The organism is Sphingomonas sp. LM7, assembly GCF_002002925.1.
Lineage (GTDB): Bacteria > Pseudomonadota > Alphaproteobacteria > Sphingomonadales > Sphingomonadaceae > Sphingomonas.
In genome coordinates this window covers 2945001-2964142 of the sequence record NZ_CP019511.1, presented here as the reverse complement: position 1 = coordinate 2964142, position 19142 = coordinate 2945001, and the positions used below count along the sequence as shown (strand labels likewise).

Annotated in this window: 12 protein-coding genes, 2 tRNA genes and 1 pseudogene; 3 read left to right on the top strand and 12 right to left on the bottom strand. The window is 64.9% G+C overall.

Translation table 11 applies throughout. The features are described 5' to 3' along the window. Positions 1–400 precede the first annotated feature (400 nt). The 6 genes from gltB to BXU08_RS13450 form a co-directional block, all read right to left on the bottom strand. The gene (gene gltB / locus BXU08_RS13475) at positions 401–4906 is read right to left on the bottom strand and encodes a glutamate synthase large subunit (RefSeq protein WP_077510517.1); all 4506 of its coding nucleotides are present in this window, start codon (positions 4904–4906) and stop codon (positions 401–403) included. Further along, positions 4903–5544, bottom strand: a complete 642-nt coding sequence (locus BXU08_RS13470) for a hypothetical protein (protein ID WP_077510516.1) — start codon at positions 5542–5544, stop codon at positions 4903–4905. Before BXU08_RS13470 ends, gltB begins: the two co-directional genes overlap by 4 nt. After that, positions 5541–6221, bottom strand: a complete 681-nt coding sequence (locus tag BXU08_RS13465; protein WP_077510515.1) for a DUF2059 domain-containing protein — start codon at positions 6219–6221, stop codon at positions 5541–5543. Before BXU08_RS13465 ends, BXU08_RS13470 begins: the two co-directional genes overlap by 4 nt. 9 nt (positions 6222–6230) lie before the next feature. After that, entirely contained in the window at positions 6231–7670 is a 1440-nt protein-coding gene (locus BXU08_RS13460) for an NAD(P)-dependent oxidoreductase (RefSeq protein ID WP_077510514.1), read from the bottom strand. Between the two features lie 122 nt (positions 7671–7792). Further along, the gene (locus BXU08_RS13455) at positions 7793–8593 is read right to left on the bottom strand and encodes an undecaprenyl-diphosphate phosphatase (protein WP_077510513.1); all 801 of its coding nucleotides are present in this window, start codon (positions 8591–8593) and stop codon (positions 7793–7795) included. A gap of 63 nt (positions 8594–8656) precedes the next feature. Then, positions 8657–9595, bottom strand: a complete 939-nt coding sequence (locus tag BXU08_RS13450) for a complex I NDUFA9 subunit family protein (RefSeq protein ID WP_077510512.1) — start codon at positions 9593–9595, stop codon at positions 8657–8659. A gap of 152 nt (positions 9596–9747) precedes the next feature. Between BXU08_RS13450 and BXU08_RS13445 the strand changes: the two genes are divergently transcribed. Beyond that, a tRNA-Leu gene (locus BXU08_RS13445) sits at positions 9748–9834 on the top strand. Positions 9835–10170: 336 nt separating this feature from the next. Beyond that, positions 10171–11296, top strand: a pseudogene (locus BXU08_RS20575) (tyrosine-type recombinase/integrase). A 102-nt stretch (positions 11297–11398) separates the two neighbouring features. Here the strand turns inward: BXU08_RS20575 and rtcA are convergent. The 6 genes from rtcA to BXU08_RS13410 all read right to left on the bottom strand — a co-directional run bounded on the left by rtcA (position 11399) and on the right by BXU08_RS13410 (position 17143). Continuing rightward, the gene (rtcA, locus tag BXU08_RS13435; RefSeq protein ID WP_077510511.1) at positions 11399–12424 is read right to left on the bottom strand and encodes an RNA 3'-terminal phosphate cyclase; all 1026 of its coding nucleotides are present in this window, start codon (positions 12422–12424) and stop codon (positions 11399–11401) included. Continuing rightward, positions 12421–13212 (bottom strand): nucleotidyltransferase domain-containing protein, encoded by a 792-nt coding sequence (locus tag BXU08_RS13430; protein WP_171982520.1) that lies wholly within the window; start codon positions 13210–13212, stop codon positions 12421–12423. Before BXU08_RS13430 ends, rtcA begins: the two co-directional genes overlap by 4 nt. Positions 13213–13217: 5 nt before the next feature. Then, positions 13218–13661, bottom strand: a complete 444-nt coding sequence (locus tag BXU08_RS13425) for a hypothetical protein (protein WP_077510509.1) — start codon at positions 13659–13661, stop codon at positions 13218–13220. Positions 13662–13713: 52 nt separating this feature from the next. Continuing rightward, positions 13714–14940 (bottom strand): RtcB family protein, encoded by a 1227-nt coding sequence (locus tag BXU08_RS13420; protein ID WP_077512400.1) that lies wholly within the window; start codon positions 14938–14940, stop codon positions 13714–13716. A gap of 554 nt (positions 14941–15494) precedes the next feature. Beyond that, positions 15495–17045: an RNA-binding protein gene (locus tag BXU08_RS13415; RefSeq protein WP_077510508.1), complete on the bottom strand. Its 1551-nt coding sequence runs from the start codon at positions 17043–17045 to the stop codon at positions 15495–15497. Positions 17046–17064: 19 nt separating this feature from the next. Beyond that, positions 17065–17143, bottom strand: a tRNA-Pro gene (locus tag BXU08_RS13410). Between the two features lie 260 nt (positions 17144–17403). On the opposite strand from BXU08_RS13410, the gene rtcR reads away from it, so the two are divergent. Continuing rightward, positions 17404–18996 (top strand): RNA repair transcriptional activator RtcR, encoded by a 1593-nt coding sequence (rtcR, locus tag BXU08_RS13405; protein WP_077510507.1) that lies wholly within the window; start codon positions 17404–17406, stop codon positions 18994–18996. Positions 18997–19142: the final 146 nt, after the last annotated feature.

The following is a 19142-nucleotide window of genomic DNA, read 5'->3' as shown; positions in this document are numbered from 1 at the left end:
GATGTCACCTACATGAATTTCAGTAGCTTAGCACGGGATGAACGGCTTTCCGCCTATAGGGCGCAGGGTGCCGCCGGGATATGCCACGACATCAGGCCGGCGTTGCTCTGCACCCCGGCAATCTGAACGCGGTCCCCGGATCTGAACCTGGACGAGCACGAGGGCGAGCGTTCGATCGTCACGAGCGAGCCATCGTCCAGTTCGAGCCGCAGAATCGCCGAAGGCGGATGCTGAGTCCGTTTGCTCGGCGCCCCCGGCGTGAAAGCGACGACAACGGCCTGCCGCGCAATCACCGGCCCGCTTGTCGGAACCTGAAGCCAGAAGAACCAGACCATGAAGCCCAAAGGGGGGCGACCGCGGTTACCGCGCCGAGTTCTTGCGGGGCGAGGCGACGCAAGTCTTACTCCGCCGCGACCAGCTCGACTTCGTCGCTCAGCGGTCGGGGCAGGCGAGTCAGCATCTCCTTGGGTACGACTTGCCAGAAATGGCTGATCGCGCGGTCCCAATCCTCGAGGATGCCCTGCGACCATTTGCTGTCGGTCGCGTCGGCATGCGCCTGGACCAGCCCGCGCAGCTTGGTCTCCCAATGCGCCGAGGACAAACGCTGCCACACGATGCTTTCGGGATTGGCGCGGCTCTCGAAGCCGGCTTCGGGATCGTAGATGAACGCCATGCCGCCGGTCATGCCGGCACCGAAGTTCATGCCGACCTTGCCGAGCACCACCGCCGTGCCGCCGGTCATATATTCGCAGCCATTCGCGCCGCAGCCCTCGACCACCACTTCGGCGCCAGAATTGCGCACGGCGAATCGCTCGCCGGCCTGCCCGGCAGCGAACAGCCGGCCCGAAGTCGCGCCGTACAGCACGGTGTTTCCGATGATCGTATTGTCCTGGCTGGCGAGCGGCGAACTGACCATCGGCCGCACCGCGATCACGCCGCCCGACAGGCCCTTGCCGACATAGTCGTTGGCATCGCCGAACACTTCCAACGTGATGCCCTTGCACAGGAACGCGCCGAGCGACTGACCGGCGCTGCCGCGCAGCCGCACCTGGACATGGTTGTCGGCGAGCGTCGACATGCCGAACTTCCGGGTAACCTCGGATGACAGTCGGGTGCCGACCGCGCGGTGCGTATTCCGCACCGAATAGGTCAGCTGCATCTTCTCGCCGCGCGAGAACACCGCCGCTGCGTCGCGGATCATCTGCGCGTCGAGGCTGTCGGGAACCTCGTTGCGGAAGGTCGACAGGCTGAAGCGGCGGTTGGCGTCGTCGGCATCGACCTTGGCGAGGATCGGGTTCAAGTCGAGATCGTCGAGATGCTCGGCGCCGCGGCTGACCTGGCGGAGCAGCTCGGTGCGTCCGATGATCTCGTCGAGGCTGGAGACGCCGAGCTTCGCCAGGATTTCGCGCACTTCTTCGGCGATGAAGGTCATCAGGTTGATGACCTTTTCGGGGGTGCCGACGAACTTCTGCCGCAGCTTCTCGTCCTGCGTGCACACGCCGACGGGGCAGGTGTTCGAATGGCATTGGCGGACCATGATGCAGCCCATCGCCACCAGGCTCAGCGTGCCGATGCCGAATTCCTCGGCGCCGAGGATCGCGGCTATGACGATGTCGCGGCCTGTCTTGAGCCCCCCGTCGGTGCGCAAAGTCACGCGACCGCGCAGGCCGTTGAGGGTGAGCGTCTGGTTGACTTCGGTCAGCCCCATTTCCCACGGCGTGCCGGCATATTTGACCGAGGTCTGGGGCGAGGCCCCGGTGCCGCCGACATGGCCGGCGACGAGGATCACGTCGGCATGCGCCTTGGCGACGCCCGCAGCGACGGTGCCGATGCCCGCCGAGCTGACCAGCTTGACGCACACCCGCGCGCGCGGATTGATCATCTTCAAGTCATAGATGAGCTGCGCGAGGTCCTCGATCGAATAGATGTCGTGGTGCGGCGGCGGGCTGATCAGCGTCACGCCAGGCGTCGCATGACGCAGCTTCGCGATGAACTCGGTCACCTTGAAGCCGGGCAGCTGGCCACCCTCGCCGGGCTTGGCGCCCTGCGCGACCTTGATCTCGATCTCGTCGCAGGCGTTGAGATATTCCGCGGTCACGCCGAAGCGGCCCGAGGCGATCTGCTTGATCACCGAATTGGCGTTGTCGCCATTCTCATACGGCGTGTAGCGCAGCTTGTCCTCGCCGCCCTCGCCCGACACCGCCTTGGCGCCGATGCGGTTCATCGCGATCGCCAGCGTCTCGTGCGCCTCGGGAGAGAGCGCGCCGAGCGACATGCCGGGGGTGACGAAGCGCTTGCGGATCTCGGTGATCGCTTCGACCTGATCGATCGGCACGCCTTCGTTGGGGAAGTTGAATTCCAGCAGATCGCGCAGATAGACCGGCGGCATGTCGCGCACGCCGCGCGCAAACTGCAGATAGCTCGAATAGCTGTCGGTCGAGACCGCCGTCTGCAGCAGGTGCATCAGTTGCGCGGAATAGGCATGGGTCTCGCCGCCATGGCGCTGGCGATAGAAGCCGCCGATCGGAAGTGCCGCAACGGCGCGGTCAAACGCGGCTTCGTGGCGCATCATCGCGCTCAAATGGAGCGAGGCATAGCCTTCGCCCGAAATCTTGGCGGGCATGCCGGGGAACAGGTCGTTCACCAGCGCGCGGCTCAATCCGACCGCTTCGAAATTATAGCCGCCGCGGTAGGACGAGATCACCGCGATACCCATCTTCGACAGGATCTTGAGCAGGCCCTCGTCGATCGCCTTGCGATGGCGCTTGAGACAATCGGCGAGGCCGATGTCGCCAAACAGGCCGCGGGCCTGACGGTCGGCGATCGACGCTTCGGAGAGATAGGCGTTCACTGTCGTCGCGCCGACGCCGATCAGCACGGCATAATAATGCGTGTCGAGGCACTCGGCCGACCGGACGTTGACCGACGCATAGGAGCGCAGGCCGCGGCGGACGAGATGGGTGTGGACTGCCGCAGCCGCGAGCACGCCCGCGATCGCGACCTTGTCGGCGCCAAGATGCTCGTCGGTGAGGAACAATTCGGTGCAGCCGGCGCGAACCGCCTGTTCGGCTTCGTAGCGGATGCGCGCGATTGCCGCGCGCAGTGCGTCCGGACCGCCCTTGGCTTCAAACGTGCAATCGATCTCGGCCGACTGCGCGCCGAAATGCGCGCGCAGGCGATGCCAGTCGGCATTGGTCAGCACCGGGCTCTCGAGCACCAGCACGCGTCCGGGCGTGCCTTCGGCATCGAGGATGTTGGCGAGGTTCCCGAAGCGCGTGCGCAGCGTCATCACCTGGCGCTCGCGCAGCGAATCGATCGGCGGGTTGGTGACCTGGCTGAAATTCTGGCGGAAGAACTGGCTGATCAGCCGCGGCTTGTCCGAGATCACCGCAAGCGGCGTGTCGTCGCCCATCGATCCGATCGCTTCCTTGGCGGTTTCGACCATCGGCGCGAGAATCAGCTCCATGTCCTCCAGCGTCTGCCCCGCGGCAACCTGGCGGCGAGTCAGCTCGGTGCGGTCATACGGGCCATCGGCTTCGGCGGAGGGCAGGTCATCGACGGTAATGAACTCGCCGATCATCGCGGCGTAATTGGCCTCGCCGGCGATGCGGTCCTTGATCGCGGCGTCGTCGAACAGCACGCCATTGTCGAGATCGACAGCGATCATCTGCCCGGGGCCCATCCGGCCCTTGGCGACGACGCTCGATTCGGGGATCTGGACCATGCCGGTTTCGGAGCCGACGATCAGCAGGCCGTCGGACGTCTGGGTGTAGCGAAGCGGACGCAGTGCATTGCGATCGACGCCCGCCACTGCCCAGCGGCCATCGGTCATCGCCAGCGCCGCGGGGCCATCCCACGGCTCCATCACGCTGGCGAGATATTTGTACATTGCGAGGTGCGATTCGGGAGTGTCGTCGTCCCACGCCTCGGGCACCAGCATCAGCTTGGCAGTGGGCGCGTCGCGGCCGGAGCGGCAGATCGCCTCGAACACCGCGTCCAGCGCGGCGGTGTCGGAAGCGCCCGCCGGGATCACCGGCTTGATGTCCTCCGATTGCTCGCCGAACGCGATGCTCGCCATCTTGATCTCGTGGCTGAGCATCCAGTTCTTGTTGCCGCGGATCGTGTTGATCTCGCCGTTGTGCGCCAGGCAGCGGAACGGCTGCGCCAGCCACCATTGCGGGAAGGTGTTCGTCGAATAGCGCTGGTGGAAGATCGCCACTCGGCTGGTGAAGCGCTCGTCCTTGAGATCGGGATAGAATTCGGACAGCGATTCGGCGAGGAACAGCCCCTTGTAGATGATCGAGCGCGTCGACAGCGAGCAGATATAGAAGCCGCTGATCTGCGCGGCGATCACCTGTTTCTCGATACGGCGGCGGATCAGGTAAAGGTTCTTCTCGAATTCGGCGGCGTCAACCGCGTCGGGCATCGGCCCGGCGATCATGATCTGCTCGATCTCGGGGCGCGTCGCCTGCGCCTTCATCCCGATCACGCGGACGTCGACCGGCACCTGGCGCCAGCCATAGATGGTGTAGCCGGCCTCGATGATCTCCGATTCGACGATCGTCCGGCACGCTTCCTGCGCGCCAAGATCGGTGCGCGGCAGGAAGATCATCCCCACTGCCAGGCGATTCGGCATCACCCGGTGGCCGCCCGCGGCGATCGCGTCGTCGAAGAAGCGCACCGGCAAGTCGACGTGGAGCCCCGCGCCATCGCCGGTCTTGCCGTCGGCATCGACCGCGCCACGGTGCCACACAGCCTTCAGCGCATCGATCGCCGACTGGACGACGCGGCGCGACGGCTGGCCGTCGGTCGCCGCGACCATGCCCACGCCACAGGCGTCGCCTTCGAATTCGGGGCGATACATGCCCTCGCGGGCAAGGCGGGTGCGTTCGGTCTCGTTGATCATTGCTCGGTCTCGGTTTCGGGCTTGGGTGCCGGCGGCAAATGCGCAGTCTCTTTCTCGACGCGTTCCATGATCGCGGGCATTGCGCGCATCATCTCGGGCGCCGCTGCCGACATTTCCCGCATCATCTCGGGGTCCATGAACGTCAGCAGATAGTCGTTGGCGAATGCCGCGCCGGAAGGAGTCGCGAAAAACACTTCCATGTCGGTCAGCTGCTGGAGCGTGAAGCGCCGGGCAAAGGCCCTGCCGACCGCGGCGCGCACGCGCGGCTCCAGTCCGTCCATCAGCTTACCCATTTCCTCGCCCATCACGCGGGTCATGATCGTCATGCGCTCGCGAAAGGCGGGGTCCTTCTCGGCGGCCATCTGCTCGAGCGTCTTGCCCTTGCCGTCCTCGCCGAGATCGTCGGCGGAAATGCCGCTCATCTCGGCGATCATCGCCTGCATCATCTGCGGATAGGCATCGCGCATGATGCGCAGATAGATGCCCTGCGGAACGAGTTTGGCGACGACTTTCTGGGCGACTGCAAGACGAGCCGGGTCCGGCGTAGCCGCTGCCTGTCCGGGCGCCGAGACGGTCTGGGCTTGGGCGCAGAGGGGCGCCGCCAGCGTGGCAAGGGCGATTGCAAAGACGCGCATCATTTCTTCCCCGCGAGGAAATCGGCCGTCATCTTGACCGCAAGTGCGCGCAGCGACGTGCCGTGATCGTCGATCAGCCTGGCCGACCAGGCTTGGCTCGCAGCGGCGATCTTTGGATTCATACTCTGCATCTTCTGCGCGGCGCCGCTCGCGCCGAATGCGAGCAGCGCGGGATAATCCTCCGCAGTCAGGCTCGACATCACCGCCGCCATCGCGGCCTGCTGCATCTGTTCCTGGTTCTGACTCGGCTTGTCGGCCATCGACGCATAGACTTGCGTCTTGAGCTTCTGGCCGACCGGGCTGCGGAAGAAAGTAAGCGTGTCGGCGATCTCGGTAGACGTCATGTCGGTGGTGACGATGGCGCCAAGCTCGCGGCGCAGCGCGGGCAGCTCGCGGACCAGGATCTTGAGGAACGCGCCGCGGACGCCGGCGGCGACATGGTCCTTCAGCCCGGGATTGGCGTCATAGGCGCGCTTGAGCTTCGGATCGGCGGCAAGCTCCTGCTCGAGCCCGTTGTCGAACGCCTTGCCGCCCAGCGTGATCATCGCATCGTCGCCCATCAGCTCCGCGATCAATGCCTCGGCACCGGACGCAGCGACGGACGCCTGGCCGATCGCATCGGCATGCGCGAGCGCGGGCGACGCGGTGACGAGGGCAAGGGCGGCGAGCAGGCGCTTCATCATCGTTCCTTACGCAGCGCGCGCGGTGTCGGCGCGGGCACGCATCCACGCATGCATGTGCGCCGCGACATCGCGGCCGTCGCGGATCGCCCAGACCACCAGGCTGGCGCCGCGGACGATGTCGCCCGCCGCGAACACGCCATCGACGCTGGTCATCATCGACTTGCCGTCGGTGCGCAGCGTGCCCCAGCGCGTGACGCCGAGCTCGGCCGCGCCGAACAGCTTGGGCAGGTCCTCGGCCTCGAAGCCCAACGCCTTGATCACCAGGTCCGCCGGCAGCTGGAAGGCTCCACCCGGATCGACTTCGGGCGCGCGCCGGCCCGAGGCGTCGGGCGCGCCGAGTCGCATCTTCGACGCGCGCACCCCCGTCACCGTGTCGATACCGTCAAATGCTTCGGGGGCGGAAAGCCACACGAACTCGACGCCTTCTTCTTCGGCATTGGCGACTTCGCGCTGCGAGCCGGGCATGTTGGCGCGATCGCGGCGATAAAGGCACTTCACCGACGCCGCGCCTTGGCGGATCGCGGTGCGCACGCAGTCCATTGCGGTATCGCCGCCGCCGATCACCACGACATTCTTGCCCTCGGCATTGAGGCTGCCGTCGTCGAACGCGGGGACGGAATCGCCAAAGCTCTTGCGGTTCGACGCCGTCAGATAGGCGAGCGCCTCGACGATGCCCGCGGCGCCAACGCCCGGCGCCTTGATCCCGCGGGTCTTGTAGACGCCGGTGGCGATCAGCAGGGTGTCGTGCCTGGCGCGCAGTTCGTCCAGCGTCGCATCGCGGCCGACTTCGAAGCTGGCGTGGAAGACGATCCCCGCCTCCGCGAGCCGTTCGACGCGGCGCATCACCACTTCCTTCTCGAGCTTGAAGCCAGGGATGCCATAGGTCAGCAGCCCGCCGGCGCGATCGTGCCGGTCATAGACATGGACGTCATAACCCATCTCGCGGAGATACTCGGCGGCGCTGAGACCCGCAGGCCCTGCACCGATGATCCCCACCGACTGGCCGCGCGCCGGCCCGACGCGAACCGGCTCGACCCAGCCTTCTTCCCAGGCCTTGTCGGTGATGAACTTCTCGACCGATCCGATCGTAACCGCGCCATGGCCGGAGAATTCGATCACGCAATTGCCTTCGCACAGCCGGTCCTGCGGGCAGATACGGCCACAGATCTCAGGCATGGTCGAGGTGCTGTTCGACAGCTCATAGGCTTCGCGCAGCCGGCCCTCGGCAGTCAGGCGAAGCCAGTCGGGGATATGGTTGTGCAGCGGACAGTGAACCGAGCAATAGGGCACGCCGCACTGCGAACAGCGCCCGGCCTGCGCTTCCGCATCGGGCACGGCATAGCGTTCCGCGATCTCGCGAAAGTCCTCCGCGCGGAGTTCGGGCTCGCGCTTGGCGGGATATTGCTGCCCGCGCGCCACGAATTTGAGCATTGCATCGTCTGCCATGCCGCGCCCCTAGCCGAGGCACGCGCAGGAATAAAGCAGCTGTACTGACCTATTTATACACTTTATTCGATGAGTACAGCTGGCGGGCAGCAATAGCGCAAGCAATTAGGGCCGCATCGGCCTTAGCGGGCGCTGAGCCAAACCACCGCAGCAATCCCGGCGATGATTCGATACCACGCAAATGGTGCGAAACCATGCTTAGTGACGACCGCAAGAAACGCCTTTACCACCGCCAGTGCAACCACGAAGGCGACTACGAACCCCACTGCGATTAGCCCGAGGCTGTCCGATGTGATCGCATCGCGATGCTTGTAGAGCTGTAGCACGGTCGCGCCGGTCAGCGTCGGCAGCGCGAGGAAGAAGCTGAAATCGGCGGCAGTGCGCCGATCGATGCCGAGTGCCATCGCGCCCATGATCGTCGCGCCCGAACGGCTCACCCCGGGGATCATCGCGATGCACTGGACCAGCCCGATCTTGACCGACTGCATCGTCGATACACCCGAAATGCCGAGCACATTCTCGGTCTTCGCGAATCGCTCGACGACGAGGATCGCCACGCCGCCGACGATCAGCGCCCAGGCGACGACCATGGCATTCTCCAGCAGCGCGTCGATCTGGTCGCCGAATGCGAGCCCGAGCACCACGGCCGGCACGAAGGCGATCAGCAGGTTGCGGACGAACGCCACCGACGATGCTTCCCAGCGCAACAACCCTTTGAACACCGCGAGGAACGTACGCCAATAGAGCACGACGATCGCGAGGATCGCGCCGGGCTGGATCGCGATGTTGAACACCGCCCATTGCGCCGCGTCATAGCCCATCAGCTCGCTGGCAAGGATCAGATGCCCGGTCGAGGAGACCGGCAGGAATTCGGTGACGCCCTCGACGATGCCGAGCAGGATCGCGACGAGAAATTCGGTCATCGGGAGAGATGCCTCTCAAGCGGGGAACAGTGTAGTGCCGGCGCCCTGTTCACAGGGTCCGCTTCAGGCAGCGGCGCCGAGCCTGCCGAATCGGCCATGGCGCCGATACCGGACCAGCCAGGCGGGGGCGACGGTGGCCAGCGGAGTCGGCGTGATTCCGAACGCGCCAAAGCCTTCGGCACCGGCGGCGACGACATTGTCGCGCTGGAGCATGCGCCACTGATCCTGGTTGATCGGCGCGCCCGGCAGCGCCCCGAACATCGCAACGATCCCGCCCAGTGCATCGGGCAGCTCGACGAATCGGTCGGGCCGGCCGATCGTCGCGGCGATCCAGCGATTGAGTTCGCCCATCGTCAGCACGTCGGTACCGCCGAGTTCATAGACATGGCCGCCATATGCGGCTGGGTCGGCGAGCGCCTTGGCTACGACTGCCGCGACATCGGCGACATAAGCGGGCTGGAAGCGGGCGCCGGCGCGCAGGACCGGGACAACCGGCGCAGCGGCGATTAGCCCGGCAAAACGATTCACGAACGCGTCCTCGCGCCCGAACATCACCGAGGGACGCAGGATCGTCGCGTTCGGGAACGCCTCGGCCACCGCGCGCTCGCCCTGCGCCTTGGAACGGCCATAGGCGGCATCCGAATCGGCGTCGGCGCCGATGGCGGAGAGGTGGACCAGCGCAGTCGCGCCGGCCTGCCGCGCCGCGCGCGCTACGTTGCGTGCGCCATCGACATGCACCTTCTGCATAGCGCTGCCGAAGGTGCCGGCGAGGTTGACCACCATGTCCGAGCCTTCGACTGCGCGGGCGACGCTGTCGGGCCGGGTGATGTCGGCTGCGGCGAACTGGGTCTGGCCCAGCCCGCCCTGGGTCTTGAGGAACCAGGCGTCGCGCGGCCGCTTCTGCGCGATGCGGACGCGAGCCCCTGCGCGATAGAGTTCCTGTGCGACATAGCGCCCCAGAAATCCGCCGCCGCCGATCAGCGTTACCAGCCTGTCCTTCATGCCTGCCTCTTCAGCCTCGTGCGAGCCGCCCCCATGCCGCGTGGCCGCGCAAACGGCAAGCCGCCCGGGCAACGGACCGGCGCATGCGTGCGATGTCGCAAGTGCTGTTGACAGCCGCCCGACCCTCCAATAGAGCGCGCCGCCTACCCCGTGCCCAGATGGCGGAATTGGTAGACGCACCAGCTTCAGGTGCTGGCGATCGCAAGGTCGTGGAGGTTCGAGTCCTCTTCTGGGCACCATCCACCTATCTCAAGGCGTCCCAACGCATCGACAAAAACGGCAGAAATCTGCCACTTTTGCTCGGTTCGGTGTGAAAACGTCCGAGTGGGTCCCAGTCGATCCCAGGGCCATAAGGGCCACGATTCGGAGCCAGAAATGGCCCCGGATTTCTGGTAGCCCGACGGGCCATTTCGACAGGAAAAATGGTCGCCCTCCGAACAGAACCGATCGAATCGGGAGTTTGGAATATGGCTTTGAAAGATCTGGAAATCCGCGCCCTCAAGCCGAGGGACCGCATCTACAAGAAAGCCGACGAGCGCGGCCTCTAAATCGAGGTGCATCCTAACGGCTCGAAGCTGTGGCGTTTCAAGTTCAAGTTCCTCGGCAAGGACAAGCGAATTGCATTCGGGCGTTATCCCGAGGTTGGGTTGGCAGAAGCGCGCCAGAAGCGTGATGAGGCCCGGCAGAAACTTCGCGATGGGATCGATCCGCTTTTGGAACGGAAGCGCGCGAATTGCTGGCGGCGTACAGCGCGGCGAATACCTTCGACCAGATCGGCAAGGACTATATCGCGAAGATGGTCGCCGAGGGTCGGTCGGACACAACCACTGCGAAAGCGCACTGGTTGCTGAAGCAACTGAGCCCGCTGGCCGGGCAGCCGGTCGGAAACCTTAAGCCGATGTGCTCGCGGCGCTCAAACGGATGGAAGCGAAGGGCAAATATGAGACCGCGCGGCGTTGTCGGTCGTTCGCGGGCTGGGTCTTCCGGTATGCGATCGCCACGGCGCGTGCGGAAAGCGACCCAACCGAGTTCCTGCGTGGCGCGCTGATCACTCCGAAGCAATGCACCACGGTGCAATCTTCGAGCCGGCGGGGGTGGGAGACTGCTGCGATCGATCGATGCCTATCCTGGTCACAGGATCACCCGGCTGGCCGTGCAAATTTCCCCGCATCTGATGGCCCGACCTGGCGAACTCCGGCAGGCGTCATGGCCCGAGTTTGATCTGGAGAACGCGGTGTGGCGCATCCCGCCGAACGCATGAAGATGCGGCGGCCACACGCGGTCCCGTTATCCCGTCAGGTACTGGCGTATCTTGCAGAGCTTCGTCCGCTGACCGGGCCGGAGGGGTACGTTTTCCCGGCATTCCACACCTCCCGGCGACCGCTCAGCGAAAACACCGTCAATCAGGTGTTCCGTCGCCTCGGTTATGCCACTGGCGAAGTGACGGCACACGGCCTTCGCACGACCGCCTCCACGCTACTTAACGAGAGCGGCAAGTGGAGCGCCGATGCCATTGAGCGGTCGCTGGCTCATGCTGACAAGGATGCCGTGCGCGGCATCTACAATCGTGGCGCCTACTGGGATGAGCGCGTCGCTATGCGTCAATGGTGGAGTGATTATCTCGACTTGCTGCGGGACGGGCCCGAAGGGAGGGATCCGGCGTGGACGCCGGCGCCCTGCCGGGACCGGGTCAGGAGATAAGGGTCGAATAGCGGTCGAATGAAACCCGAAGCCCTGGGACGCCGCCTGAGTGGATGGCCTTGCGAGAAGTACCCGCTCCGTCGAGCGCGGAGCGGGTAGAGATCAGGCGGCGCTTTTTCGTCGGACCAGGTGGCAGCCATTCGATTTCTGCTCGAACACCCAACGTTGTCCTGTGAAGCGCTCGATAATGTCACGCGCGGTCAGCGCATGTTGGCTCGGCTTGACCGTAGTGAAGCTACCCCCGCCAGCGAGCGCAAAAGGCAGCAAAAGCTGGTCTGCCAGATAGGGTCCTGCGAACGCACCGGAAGCCAAAAACCCGGCCATTCGATGCGCTGCTGTCTTGGCGAGCGATTCCGCCGACAGGCCCAATTTGCCGAAGCCCGTGACGATTTCGATGGCATGGTCGAACGTCGCCTCCAGCAACAGCACGTTGCCCGGACCCTGCTCGTCCGGAAGCTCGCGGACAGCGAACGCTTCCTCTGGCCAGTCCGGCAGCAAATGGCGCACGGTCGCAATTTCACGCTCGGCGATGTTGTGCGCCAATGCCGCAAACAGGGCTGTCGCCGATACCGAGCGGAGCGCACCGCGGTCGAGGCAATCGATCGGTGCCAGCGAGCCCGGCACAATATCCACTTCGATCCGTCCTCCTCCACGCGGATAGAAGCCGTGACGGACGAGGCGCATTTCTATTTGCGCGCCCATGCGGCGCACCACCGGCACGAACGCCTTCGCCATGAAATCGAACGGGGGCGCCAACATATTGTGGGTGCCGCCTTCGAGGACCAGGCGTGAGGGCCCGCCGGCAAGCAGCAGCGGCATCAGCAGCGTCTGGAAGACCAGACCAGTGCTCCCGGCGGTGCCCACCGCGAAATGATATTCGCCTGGCATTACGCTGCCGGGCGCGAAGGTGAAGTCCGACGCGCCGACTGCCACCCCCTCACAAGTAGCGCCACCAATAGCGCACGCCGCCTCGATCGCGGTAACGTGCTGGCGCATCAACCCCGGCTTCTCGCGCTTGCCGCGCGCATTTATGATGCGGAAAGGCTGCCCGGTGACGAGCGACAGCGCGCAAGAATTGCGCACCACCTGCCCACCACCTTCGCCTTCCGATCCGTCGATGATGATCATGTGTTCAACAGTTCCAAGAAGAGTTGGTCGGCGCGATCGACAAAGCGATCGCGCAGCTTGCGCGCCGGGAGTTCGCCCGCCCGGTCGAGCTCGCCGCGAATCAGCGCGTCGATCTCGAACAGCCGCGCGCCGTTCGCCCGCTCATTGGTGCGCGCCTTGGCTTCGACCAGCGCATCGATCTGCTCGACCAGCACGGCCGGCAGATCGCTGGCCTCGACCAGTGCCTGGAGGTTCATCGGCGGGCGCGATGCCGGGTTCACCCGGATTGCGCGGATCGCCAGCGCAGGGCGCAGCGCGTAGAAATACTTCTTCACAGGCACATCCCCCTCCCCATCAAGCCAGCGGTCGGCCGCCAGCTTGCCTGAGCGCGCATAGTGATAGGCGATTGCCCTTGGATCGAGCAGATCGTCCGCAAGGCCAGCCAGCCGGGCGACGAAAGGGTCGTCAGGCCGATAGCGGATCGGCGATTCGATCCACTCGCTGACCACTGCGTTCGACTTGAGCAGCAGAGTCAGCGCCTTGCGCACGTCCCACCCATTCAGATCGATCTCGTCCTCGATAGGTGTCTCGATCACGTCGCGACCGGGCGCGAGCGACAAATACCAGTTGCGTGGGCGGACATAGAGGAAGCGCACATCGTAGTCGCTGTCCGGCGAGGGGAAGCCCCAGGCGCGCGAGCCGGACTCGATCGCGAGCAGCAGGCGCACGCCATGCTCCACCTCGATCCGCTCGAGGCGGGTCTCGATCTCCCGCCGCACCGTTGCCGGGATAGCAGTGTCAGTCGTCATCATATTCACCAGAACATCCATGCATCGGCGCGCCGGTCGTCCGACGGGACGATGCCAAAGTCGTTTTGCCCGATCATAAGATCGGTAAAGGCCGCGCGCAGTGATGGTGCGCGCGCAGCTCCGAACCCGAGGACCAGTCTGTCTTCGGCCGCATCGAGGCTGAGTGCCTCCTGCTCATGCCGATATTCGATACGCATGCGCTCGAACCGATCGCCCTTTGGCGGGCCGAAATTGGGCAGGCCCCAAACCTTCGAGGTGACCGGGCGGAGCTGCGCCGTGCGGTGGCTGGGCATCGCGTCAGCGACCATGCGGTCGATCAGCTCGGCCATCGAGGCGCAGCCGGCGGGGTCGGCATGGAAATGCCAACCGCGTCGGCTGCGGCCGAGCGCTGCGTATCGCCAGACATAAAGGTGACCCGCCTGCTGCCAGGCAGATACGCCGATGGTCATCTTCTACCCTTCGGGAAAATCGGTGGTGCGCGCCAATGGCTGACGAGAGCATTTAGCCCTTCACGCACACCACCTGCTTGAGCGTATGGACGATCTCGACCAGGTCGGCCTGCGCCGCCATCACGGCCTCGATCGGCTTGTACGCCTTCGGCGTCTCATCAATCACGCCTTCGTCCTTGCGGCATTCGACACCCGCAGTGTCGCGGATGTGCTCGTCGAGCGTCACCAGCTTCTTGGCTGCGGTTCGGGACATCACGCGTCCCGCGCCATGGCTGCAGCTGTCGAACGATTCGGGGTTGCCGAGCCCCCGAACGATGAACGACTTGGCGCCCATTGAGCCGGGAATGATGCCCAGCACGCCCTTCGCCGCGCGAACCGCGCCCTTGCGGGTGACCAGCACATTCTCACCGAAGTGATTTTCGCGCTGGACGTAGTTGTGGTGGCAATTGACTGCCTCAAGCTCCGCGTCGAACGGCTTGGCAATCTGCCCCCGCAGTGCGCGGATGACATTGGTCATCATCATCCGCCGATTCAGTGCCGCGAAGTCCTGCGCCCAGCCGACCGCCTCGACATAGTCGTCGAAATGATCGGTCCCCTCCGGGAAATAGGCGAGGTTCTCGTCGGGCAGGTTGATGTGCCACTTGCGCATGTCCTGCTTCGCCAGCTCGATGAAGTAGCTGCCGATCGCGTTGCCAATGCCGCGCGAACCCGAATGGAGCATCACCCACACGCGCTGGTCCTGATCAAGGCACAGCTCGATGAAGTGGTTGCCGGTGCCGAGCGTGCCCAGGTGCACCAGATTGTTGGTGTTCTTGAGCTTCGGGTACTTTTCGACAATCCGGTCGAAGCGCAGCGCAAGCGTTGCCCAAGCCTCGACAATCGCCGCGGGCGGATCGCCCCACGAGCCCTTGTCGCGCTTGCCGCGGCCGACGTCACGACCGTGCGGCACTGCCTGCTCGATCGCGGAGCGGATGCCCTCGAGATTGTCGGGCAGGTCGCTTGCCACCAGCGAGGTGCGTGCCGCCATCATGCCGCAGCCGATGTCGACACCTACCGCCGCCGGGATCACAGCACCCTTGGTCGGGATCACCGAGCCCACGGTCGCGCCGATGCCGATATGAACATCGGGCATCGCGGCGACATGCTTGAACACGAACGGCATCTGCGCCGCACGTGCAAGCTGGGCGCGTGCGCCGTCCTCGACCGGCACACCGCGGGTCCACATCTTGATCGGCACGCCACCTTCGACATGCTGGAAATCATACAAAGCCTCGGTCATCTCGACCTCCTTCAAACGCGATCATGGTGCCGGCGACGACAATTGGCGAGACATCCCGGGCGAGCCCGGGGGCGGGGTCGAACCGCCTCGGCCTTTCGGCCTTTACCGTGTAGTCCCGCCGGCATTCGCCAGCTTGAATGGGTTCCGGCGGCGAGGGATGCGATGGACGTTCCCCGAAGGGACACTGAAAAGGTGTAGTCCAACGCGGCATCCGCCGGAGAAAGTGGGCACGGCGACGAGAGATGAAACGGACGCCCCGAAGGGCCGGTGCTCTACCAGACTGAGCTACGGGCCCGAACGCATCGAAGACCCGGCGGGATTCGAACCCGCGACAGCCGCATTACCAATGTAGTCCGTTCCGGCATTCGCCGTGATGTTCGTGTCGGGCCGTGGCGACAAGAGTGACGAGAACGTCCTTGAGCTACCGCTGCAACGGGGGGATTCGAACCCCATCTCCCCTCCGGCATTGCTGCTTTCCGGGTGCTCTGCGCTGGACTTTCGGGTTTCCCCTTGGAGCAATGTAATCCCGCCGGCATTCGCCACGGCCCTGTTCGTTAGACCTCCGTCTGCTTGACGATGCTCACCCAGTCGCGCGTCTCGCCGGAGACGAAGCGCGCGATGGTGTCGAACACCGCGTCGGAGAAGCCTCCGACATTCAATATGTCCGCCCGACCCTGCGGCGCCTGGCTGGTGCCGTAGGGCTGGATGTCAACGCACACGAGCCTGGCCCCTGGGTTGCGGCTCTTCAGCCGCTCCCACTCACGCATCGTCGCGGTCGCGCCGTACCGGGTGGCGTCCACCCAGGATTCGTTGTCCGAGACGATCACGACCAGGTCGACCTGCGCCCGCTCCGCATTGAGCAGGGCGAGCGGCGCCGACACGTTGGTACCGCCTCCGCCGACCGCCGCCAGCTTCGCCGCATTGACGGCGACGCGGGCATTACGATCGAGCTTCAGCTTCACCACCGTCTGTTCGAACGGCAGGACGCGGGCATCACGGTTGGACCGCAACATCGCCGCCGCGACCAAAGCCGCGACATCGATGCACCGTACCTTCGACGATGCACCCTTGCGGGTGCCCGTCGCCGGCGAACCCATCGACCCCGACACGTCCGGGCAGAATACCACGCGGCCCGGCACCGCCGGCACACGAACGAGCGACTGCTCGAGCGCGTCCTCCAGTGCCGCCTGCACCTTGAGCGGTACGCCCTCGCCGGCCTGCCCCAAAGCCACCATCAGCTGATAGGGCATAGGCTTGACCTTCTGGAGCGCGCCCGCGTCGGCGAGCCGCGCGGCAACCGCATCGGTGACCCCCGCCACACCGAACGCGCCGTTGCGCGCAAGGGTGTTGAGGTTCATCCGCAATGCCTGCCAACCGATCCGCGTGGCCAGTTCCGCCCAGTTCTCCGCGGTAAGCGGAAAGGCGGTGAGCCACTCGAAGGGCACTGCCGGCAATGGCAGCGATCCGTCGGCCTTCCACGCCTCGAATGCGGCGATCTCGGCGGGCAGCGCGGCGACGTCATAGGGACGCCCGATCAGCCAACCATAGAATGCGCGCCTTGACGCATCGGCGGGCTTGGGGTGCACCATGCGGACGATATCCGCGAGGCTCGGATCCTTGCCCGTCGCCGCAGCCATCAGCTGCGGCATCGATGCCTGTTCCAGCCAGCGCTGGACCAGCCGCTTCGGCCGGGAGCCGAGCGAGCTGCGCCCGACCTGACCCGAGCGCATGATCTGCACGAAGTTGCGCAGCATGCGGCCATTGTCGATCACGCGGTTGAACACCGCGACCGAAAGGTCGGGGTCTGCAACCGTCAGATAGGCCGCCAGCAAGGCCGGCATGTCCTTCATCGCGCCTGACTGGCGCGCATAGACCGCCGCCTGCGCCACGAAATACGGATCACAGGCCTGCGCCGCAGTCAGAACGTCGCTCAACTGCGTCTCGGCGCTGCCGTAGAAATTGTCCGCAAGCGTACCGGTCGCGGCGAGCTGCGCGAGCTGGTGCTCGGGCCCATAGGCATAGGCGGGTGCGCCTTCCCGGTTCCGCGTGTCCGCCGCCGGCATCAGTCTTGCGATCGCCGAAGCGAAAAGTCCCTTGTTGGCCATTGTCCAACTCCCTTCAAACTGGTCAGGGCGGCAGGTTTTGAACCTGCGACCCCCCGGCTCCCAAGGCCGGTGCTCTGCGCGGCCTGAGCTACGCCCTGTGAAACCCTTTGGGGGCGGCCAGCCCATTCCGGCCGCCCCGCACTCCCGCCGCCGGTTGAGAGGTTCGACAGCTCCCGTCCGACGCCGATAATGATTGCAGTGTGTGTGCCAGTTTCGAAATGCGTAGGGAGAGATTCGCATAAGCGATTGATGATTCAGAGGTTTATCTGAATTTGCGCTAGCGCTGCGGTACCGATCTCAGATGATAATGTGCAACTTTGCTATCGCGTGATATCGGATTTTATCCTATCGGATAACTATGAAGCCCCTCATAGTCATTGGGTTCCTGGGTTCGACGCTCGATGCCAGCAAATTTGGCCCATCGCGCTGGAACAAGTGGCGCCCCTCGGTCGCCCTCACCATGCACGAGGATCTGCGCGTCGATCGCTTCATCCTGCTGCATGGAGCGCCACACAGCCGCCTCGCCGAATATGTCGCCGAGGATATCCAGTCGGTATCACCCGAGACGCGCGTGGACCTGCGCCGTCTCGACTTCAGCGATCCGTGGGATTTCGAGGAAGTGTACGGGAAGCTGCTCGATTTCGCGCGAGCCGAGCCATTCGATCCCGATGCCGAGGAGTATCTGGTCCACATCACGACCGGCACGCACGTGGCGCAGATCTGCCTCTTCCTGCTGACCGAGGCGCGCTACTTGCCCGGACGGTTGCTTCAGACCCAACCGGCCAAGCGCGCTGAGGATGGAGGGGCGCCGGGGCGCTGGACGGCGATCGATCTCGATCTCTCCCGCTACGACAGTATCTCCACGCGCTTCGCCGTGGCTGCGCAGGAGAGCACGTCATTCCTGAAGTCCGGCATCGAGACGCAGAGCCTGACTTTCAATCGCATGATCGATGAGATCGAGCGGGTCGCGCTACGCTCGAAGGCGCCGATCCTGTTGATGGGCCCCACCGGGGCGGGCAAGAGCCAGCTCGCCCGTCGCATCTACGAGCTTAAACGCCTCAAACACCAGATCGCAGGCCCCTTCGTCGAGGTGAATTGTGCGACGCTGAAAGGTGATGGCGCGATGTCTGCGCTTTTCGGCCATCGCAAAGGCGCATTCACCGGGGCGATCGCTGACCGCCCCGGACTGTTGCGCGCCGCCGACAAGGGGATGTTGTTTCTCGATGAGATCGCGGAATTGGGCCTGGACGAGCAAGCGATGATCCTGCGCGCGATCGAGGACAAGCGCTTCCTGCCGGTGGGTTCAGACAAGGAGGCGGGGTCAGAGTTCCAGCTCATCGCGGGCACCAACCGCGACCTTGGCGAGGCGGTGGCTGCCGGCCAGTTTCGCGACGATCTCTACGCGCGGCTCAATCTCTGGACCTTCCGTCTGCCCGGGCTCGCCGAACGGCGCGAGGATATCGAGCCCAATCTCGATTACGAGCTTGATCGCTTCGCCGAACGCGAGGGTGATCGCGCCAGCTTTAACAAGGAGGCGCGCCAGCGCTATCTCGCCTTTGCGACAAGCGCAGATGCGAATTGGCCGGGCAATTTCCGCGATCTCGCGGCAAGCGTCACGCGCATGGCGACACTCAGCCCAAAGGGCCGGATCGATATGGACTGTGTTGAGGCTGAGATCGGACGCCTGAAGCGTTTATGGTCCGGGCAGCGCGACGACGGCGCCAGTCTGCTGACCGGAATTCTGACGCCCGAGGCTCTTGCCGAAATCGATCCCTTTGACCGCGTACAGCTCGCGGAGACCATTCGAATCTGTCGGAGAAGCCGCTCGCTTTCAGAAGCCGGCCGCGCGCTCTTCGCGGCTTCGCGCGCGCGGCGGACGTCCGCGAACGATGCCGATCGGCTACGCAAGTATCTTGCGCGGTTCGGGCTGGATTGGGCAGCCCTGGCATAGATTTGGCCCCGCCACCGAACTGGTTCGGGCCGGGAATGGCCAGAGATTGGGTGCTAGCTGTCAGGCAGCTAATGATCAAAGCGGGCGGGCCGGTTGTGGGCCGCAAGCGGACTGGCGGTTCGTGGGCGCCCTGACGTGCAGATCAT

Excerpts from the sequence above, each read along its gene's own strand:
- BXU08_RS13415 (WP_077510508.1), bottom strand. The coding sequence starts at position 17,045 with ATGGCCAACAAGGGACTTTTCGCTTCGGCGATCGCAAGACTGATGCCG.
- gltB (WP_077510517.1), bottom strand. The coding sequence starts at position 4,906 with ATGATCAACGAGACCGAACGCACCCGCCTTGCCCGCGAGGGCATGTAT.
- BXU08_RS13465 (WP_077510515.1), bottom strand. The coding sequence starts at position 6,221 with ATGAAGCGCCTGCTCGCCGCCCTTGCCCTCGTCACCGCGTCGCCCGCG.
- rtcA (WP_077510511.1), bottom strand. The coding sequence starts at position 12,424 with ATGATCATCATCGACGGATCGGAAGGCGAAGGTGGTGGGCAGGTGGTG.
- BXU08_RS13430 (WP_171982520.1), bottom strand. The coding sequence starts at position 13,212 with ATGACGACTGACACTGCTATCCCGGCAACGGTGCGGCGGGAGATCGAG.
- rtcR (WP_077510507.1), top strand. The coding sequence starts at position 17,404 with ATGAAGCCCCTCATAGTCATTGGGTTCCTGGGTTCGACGCTCGATGCC.
- BXU08_RS13455 (WP_077510513.1), bottom strand. The coding sequence starts at position 8,593 with ATGACCGAATTTCTCGTCGCGATCCTGCTCGGCATCGTCGAGGGCGTC.
- BXU08_RS13450 (WP_077510512.1), bottom strand. The coding sequence starts at position 9,595 with ATGAAGGACAGGCTGGTAACGCTGATCGGCGGCGGCGGATTTCTGGGG.
- BXU08_RS13420 (WP_077512400.1), bottom strand. The coding sequence starts at position 14,940 with ATGACCGAGGCTTTGTATGATTTCCAGCATGTCGAAGGTGGCGTGCCG.
- BXU08_RS13470 (WP_077510516.1), bottom strand. The coding sequence starts at position 5,544 with ATGATGCGCGTCTTTGCAATCGCCCTTGCCACGCTGGCGGCGCCCCTC.
- BXU08_RS13460 (WP_077510514.1), bottom strand. The coding sequence starts at position 7,670 with ATGGCAGACGATGCAATGCTCAAATTCGTGGCGCGCGGGCAGCAATAT.
- BXU08_RS13425 (WP_077510509.1), bottom strand. The coding sequence starts at position 13,661 with ATGACCATCGGCGTATCTGCCTGGCAGCAGGCGGGTCACCTTTATGTC.